At 44.0% G+C, this 4,199-nt stretch carries 4 protein-coding genes and 1 tRNA gene; all 5 read left to right on the plus strand.

Features of this window, described 5'->3' with window-relative positions; genetic code table 11:
• The coding region (ispE, locus tag AB4496_RS11955) for a 4-(cytidine 5'-diphospho)-2-C-methyl-D-erythritol kinase (RefSeq protein ID WP_372131026.1) at positions 1-804 on the plus strand (804 nt) is incomplete at its 5' end.
• A 27-nt stretch (positions 805-831) separates the two neighbouring features.
• Positions 832-1,776, plus strand: a complete 945-nt coding sequence (locus AB4496_RS11960; RefSeq protein ID WP_012603389.1) for a ribose-phosphate pyrophosphokinase — start codon at positions 832-834, stop codon at positions 1,774-1,776.
• Positions 1,777-2,147: 371 nt separating this feature from the next.
• Positions 2,148-2,738, plus strand: coding sequence for an aminoacyl-tRNA hydrolase (gene pth, locus AB4496_RS11965; protein WP_010439162.1), 591 nt, complete (start codon positions 2,148-2,150; stop codon positions 2,736-2,738).
• 10 nt (positions 2,739-2,748) lie between these two features.
• On the plus strand, positions 2,749-3,840 hold the full coding sequence (gene ychF, locus AB4496_RS11970) for a redox-regulated ATPase YchF (RefSeq protein ID WP_029223110.1): 1,092 nt from the start codon (positions 2,749-2,751) through the stop codon (positions 3,838-3,840).
• A gap of 280 nt (positions 3,841-4,120) precedes the next feature.
• Positions 4,121-4,197 (plus strand) — tRNA-Met (locus AB4496_RS11975).
• The last annotated feature ends 2 nt before the right edge of the window (positions 4,198-4,199 follow it).

A 4,199-nucleotide genomic window follows, 5' to 3' on the forward strand; every position in this document is an offset into this window, starting at 1 on the left:
GACAATGGCTATCACGAACTTCAGACCCTATTTCAGTTTGTCGACTTTGGCGATGAACTTACGGTTACCGCAAACCGAGAAACAAGCTCGATAACCATCACACCTGAAATTCCAGGTGTTGCGACAGAAGATAACCTGATTTGGAAAGCCGCAACTGCCCTTCAACAATACACATCGACGACTTTCGGTGCGGATATTGAGTTAAAGAAAGTGCTTCCTATGGGAGGTGGCATTGGTGGAGGTTCTTCAAATGCTGCGACCGTGTTAGTCGCTCTCAACCATTTATGGCAACTCAACCTTTCTGATAATCAGCTAGCAGAGATCGGTTTGAAGCTTGGTGCAGACGTTCCTGTCTTCGTTAAAGGCCATGCCGCCTTTGCTGAAGGGGTTGGAGAACAACTGCAACCCGCCAATCCGGATGAAAAATGGTATCTCGTTGTTAAACCTCAAGTGAGCATAGCAACTGTAGACATATTCACACATTCAGAATTAACTCGAAATACGCCGAAGCGAGCACTATCAACGCTTCTAGAGCAAGAATACGTAAACGATTGCGAAAAAATTGTGCGAATGCTGTACCCAGAGGTTGATAAGCAACTTTCATGGCTGCTACAATACGCGCCGTCGAGATTGACTGGTACGGGTTCATGCGTTTTTGCTGAATTTAGCAGCAAAAAAGAAGCCGAATCAGTGCTAGAGCAACTGCCTGACACAGTTTCCGCGTTTGTCGCGAGAGGACGAAACATTTCGCCTTTAAAAGAAACTTTGGCTGAATACCAATCAGCCCACCCACAATCTATTTAAAACTGGACGCAACCCGAGGTTTCCACCGTGCCTGATATGAAGCTATTTGCTGGTAACGCAACACCTGAACTAGCCCAACGTATTGCTGATCGTCTATACATCTCTCTTGGAGATGCTACTGTAGACCGTTTTTCTGATGGCGAAGTCGCTGTACAAATCAATGAAAACGTTCGTGGTAGCGATGTATTCCTGATTCAATCAACTTGTGCACCAACCAATGACAACCTTATGGAATTGGTGGTAATGATTGACGCAATGCGCCGTGCTTCTGCTGGCCGTATTACTGCTGTAATCCCTTACTTCGGTTATGCCCGTCAAGATCGTCGTGTACGTTCTGCTCGTGTGCCTATTACTGCAAAAGTTGTTGCAGATTTCCTTTCTAACGTTGGTGTTGACCGCGTTTTGACTATCGACCTACACGCAGAGCAAATCCAAGGCTTCTTCGATGTACCTGTTGATAACATTTTCGGCACTCCAGTTCTTCTAGAAGACATGGCTAACCGTGGCCTAGAAAACCCAGTTGTGGTTTCTCCAGACCTTGGTGGTGTTGTACGTGCTCGTGCAACGGCTAAAGCGCTAGGTGATGTTGACATCGCTATCGTTGATAAGCGTCGTCCACGTGCTAACGTTTCTGAAGTAATGAACCTAATCGGTGATGTTGAAGGCCGTGACTGTGTTATCGTTGATGACATGATCGATACGGGTGGCACACTATGTAAAGCAGCTGAAGCGCTTAAAGAGCGCGGTGCTAAGCGTGTATTCGCTTACGCAACTCACGCTGTATTCTCTGGTACTGCTGCAGAAAACATCCGCAATTCAGTTCTAGACCAAGTTATTGTTACCGATTCAATCAAGCTTTCTCCAGAAATGGCCGCGACAGGTAAAGTAACTGAACTAAGCCTTTCTCGCATGCTTGCTGAAGCGATTCGTCGTATCAGCAACGAAGAGTCTATCTCTGCGATGTTCAACTAATCAAAGTTCTATAGCTTTGCTTTAGCAGAACAATCTGAAAAAGATATTAAGCACTTCATTCAATGAAGTGCTTTTTTTATATCTAATACCAATCACAGTAAGTAAGTGTTCAGAAATAGCGCAGGAAAAAAGCTTGAGAACAAGGCGTAATTTTTTGATAAGTAGTTATTCTACAATCAAAAATTATAACGCAGTTATCGAGCATTTTAACCAGCTAGGGTGACCAGTTATTTACTACGATTGGTATAACGACCACAAAGTGAATTTGACCACAGTTTTGAATCATTGAGTTGCTATCAGCTAGCTCGCACCTTTTTCATAAACTGTGATATCATACGGCGCTTTTTGAAATCCCAAGAGAGATCCATACCTTGAGCCAACAAATAAAACTTCTCGTTGGACTGGCTAATCCAGGTCCAGAATACGCCAAAACTCGCCACAATGCGGGTGCTTGGGTAGTTGAAGAATTAGCACGTGTACACAACGTGACACTGAAGAACGAACCAAAGTTCTTTGGCCTAACGGGTCGTATCATGGTTCATGGTGAAGATCTTCGTTTGCTGATCCCAACGACTTTTATGAACTTATCCGGCAAAGCAGTTGCAGCACTGGCAAAGTTCTACCAAATTAAACCAGAAGAGATCATGGTCGCTCACGATGAGTTAGACCTCCCTCCAGGTATTGGTAAGTTTAAAAAAGGTGGTGGTCATGGTGGACATAATGGTCTGAAAGACATCATCAGCAAGCAGGGTAACAATAAAGAATTCTATCGTCTTAGATTAGGCATTGGCCATCCAGGACACAAAGATAAAGTTGCAGGTTATGTATTAGGCAAAGCTCCTGCGAAAGAGCAAGAGTGTATCGAGGCTGTCGTTGACGAATCGGTTCGTAGCCTAGACATCTTATTGAAAGATGGCCTACCAAAAGCACAAAATCGCTTACATACGTTCAAAGCAGAATAAGGTTTATATCATGGGTTTTAAATGTGGCATCGTTGGTCTACCAAACGTTGGTAAGTCAACTCTGTTTAACGCACTGACTAAAGCAGGCATCGAAGCAGCAAACTTTCCATTTTGTACGATCGAACCAAACACAGGTATCGTTCCGGTTCCAGATCTACGCTTAGATGCATTAGCAAAAATTGTTAATCCACAGAAGATCCTTCCAACGACAATGGAATTCGTAGATATCGCAGGCCTAGTTGCTGGCGCATCTAAAGGCGAAGGTCTAGGTAACAAGTTCCTAGCTAACATCCGCGAAACTGATGCTATCGGTCACGTTGTACGCTGCTTTGAAAACGAAAACATCGTTCACGTTTCAGGCAAAGTATCACCTATCGAAGATATCGAAGTGATCAACCTTGAGCTTGCTCTTGCCGATCTAGATAGCTGTGAACGTGCAATATTCCGCAATGCTAAAAAAGCAAAAGGCGGCGATAAAGACGCTAAATTCGAAACTACGGTTCTTGAAAAGCTACTACCTATCCTGACAGAAGGTGGTATGGCTCGTACTGTTGAACTTGCTAAAGAAGAAGTAGCGGCGATCGACTACCTTAACTTCCTAACGCTTAAGCCAACAATGTACATCGCAAACGTTGCTGAAGATGGTTTTGAAAACAACCCTTACCTAGACGCAGTTCGTGAGTACGCAGAAAAAGAGAACAACGTTGTTGTTGCTGTTTGTGCTGCAATCGAATCTGAGCTTTCTGAACTTGACGATGAAGATCGTGAAGAGTTCCTTGCAGACATGGGTATCGAAGAACCAGGCCTTAACCGAGTGATCCGCTCTGGTTACGAACTACTTACTCTTCAGACTTACTTCACTGCAGGTGTTAAAGAAGTTCGCGCTTGGACGATCCCTGTAGGTGCGACTGCGCCACAAGCTGCAGGCAAGATCCACACCGACTTCGAAAAAGGATTCATCCGTGCAGAAGTAGTTGGTTACGAACATTTCATCGAATTTGGCGGTGAAAGCGGAGCAAAAGATGCAGGTAAATGGCGTCTTGAAGGCAAAGAATACATCGTTAAAGACGGTGATGTTGTTCACTTCCGTTTCAACGTTTAATTACCGATAAACATCTAATAAAAGGCCAGTGAATTCACTGGCCTTTTTCGTTTTCGCTCTTTCTAAAGAGCTTCTTATCCAAAACTTAACTTCCTATATATATCGGCATTTGAACCTATTTCTTGCTGACAAATACGCCTCTTTGACTAAAAAGAAACCGAACAGATGTTTATTCGTGATTTATTCAAAAAAAAAGTTGACGGGTTTCACTCAACTCCGCATAATGCGCCCCGTTCACAACGAAGCGGCAACGTCTCGAAATGAGCAACAATTTGGAAATGGCTACTTAGCTCAGTTGGTTAGAGCACATCACTCATAATGATGGGGTCGCAGGTTCGAATCCCGCAGTAGCCACCATT

This window comes from Vibrio sp. 10N.222.46.A1 (assembly GCF_041473595.1).
GTDB classification, from domain to species: domain Bacteria; phylum Pseudomonadota; class Gammaproteobacteria; order Enterobacterales; family Vibrionaceae; genus Vibrio; species Vibrio tasmaniensis_A.